The following is a 1682-nucleotide window of genomic DNA, read 5'->3' as shown; positions in this document are numbered from 1 at the left end:
ATCACCTGGAACAGGCCCTCGCGCTCGCCTCGTTCGTCCAGCAGGCTGGGCTCGGCGACGACGAGATCGTGCCGTACCTGGCCGGGCTGCTTGAGCTGCAGCCGTGGCTGGAGCAGTGGTACGGCGAGTACGACCCGGCATTCGGGGCGTCGCCGGCCGCCGAGATCTTGGCGTTCCGGCAGCAGAAGCAGGGCGAGCTCGGGCTGACCGACGATGCGTTGCGGGCCTGGCGTCCGGCCGCTGCCACCCGCGGGGGAGCGAAGAAGGCAGCCGCGCCCGAGAAGCGAACGGGCGCGAAGGTCGCCGTCCAGACGGCCGTCACGGACAACGTCACCGATGCCGCTACCGGCGTAGAGTCCGACTGAGCAGGGCGAGGAGCTAAGACACCATGGCGTTCATGAACAGGAACTCTCGCCCTGAGGACCGGCCGTTGCTGCGGGAGTTGATTGATATCCCGGAGTCGGTGTCCACTTCCGACTTCGTGTTGAAGCTGAACGAGGCGGTTACCCCCGAGGGGGCCGAGACGGCGTTGAAGGACTATGTCGTCACCGACCGGCTGCTCGGCAACTTTGACGAGGCTTTGGACCTGATCAAGGCCGCGCTCGACAGCCGCTCGTCGAAGGCGGCTTATCTACACGGCTCGTTCGGTTCTGGTAAGTCGCACTTCATGGCGGTGCTCTACGCGATGCTGTCGGGGAACCAGGCTGCCCGGGAGCGGGGCGACCTCGACCCGGTGCGGGCCCGGCATCCCTGGCTGGACGCGGACGACCGCAGGTTCCTGCTGGTGCCGTATCACATGCTGGGCTCCAAGTCCCTGGAGCAGCGTGTGCTCGGCAGGTACGTGGAACACGTACGGAAACTGCACCCCGGCTGCCCGCTACCGCAGGTCTACCGGACCGACGGGCTCTTCGAGGATTTCGCCGAGCAGCGCCGCCGCAACGGCGACGACCGGGTGATCGAGCAGCTCGCTGACGCTGGCGAGGGCCAGATGGACGACTGGGGCGACTCCTTCGCTTGGACCACCGAACTGCTGGACCAAGCAGTGAACGCGCCGGAAGAGCACGAGAACACCAAGGATCTCGACCTGGAGAACCCCTCCACGCCGCGGGAACTGCGGGCCCGTCTCGTGCAGGACCTCACCCAGACCCTGTTCCCGTCGTTTTCGCGCAACGCTTCCGAGGACGCCGACGGGTTCGTCTCCCTGGACAAGGGGCTCGGCATCATCGCCGCGCACGCCAAGTCTCTCGGCTATGACGGGCTCGTCCTCTTCATGGATGAGCTGATCCTGTGGCTGGCCTCCCGCATCCATGACCAGAGGTTCGTCTCACGCGAAGCCGACAAGATCACTAACTTCGTGGAGGGTGGCGACGAGCGGCGCGCCATTCCGGTGGTGTCGTTCATCGCCCGCCAGCGCGACCTGCGCGAACTGGTCGGCGAGGAGATGTCGGGGGCCGCCGAGGCTGCCGTGCAGGACAGCCTGAAGCTCACCGGCGGGCGATTCGACAAGATCGTTCTGGAGGACCGCAACCTCCCGCAGGTCGCGCAGGCACGCCTGCTCAAGCCCGCTACTCCCGAGGCCGAGGCGAAGGTGGAGGTGGCGTTCGCCGAGGCCAAGAAGCTCGGTCCGGACGTGTGGGACACCCTGCTTGGCCACGACAAGTCCACGACCGGCGCGGACGAGG

At 66.9% G+C, this 1682-nt stretch carries 1 protein-coding gene and 1 pseudogene; both read left to right on the top strand.

Translation table 11 applies throughout. The annotated features are described in order from the left end of the window. The coding region (locus AOK08_RS38845) for a DUF7008 domain-containing protein (RefSeq protein ID WP_241827292.1) at positions 1–365 on the top strand (365 nt) is incomplete at its 5' end. A 23-nt stretch (positions 366–388) separates the two neighbouring features. Next, positions 389–1682, top strand: a pseudogene (locus AOK08_RS38840) (BREX-2 system ATPase PglY); the annotation flags it as partial.

Source organism: Streptomyces graminilatus (assembly GCF_001418565.1).
Taxonomy (GTDB): domain Bacteria; phylum Actinomycetota; class Actinomycetes; order Streptomycetales; family Streptomycetaceae; genus Streptomyces; species Streptomyces graminilatus.
This window is presented reverse-complemented; position numbering and strand designations above follow the sequence as displayed.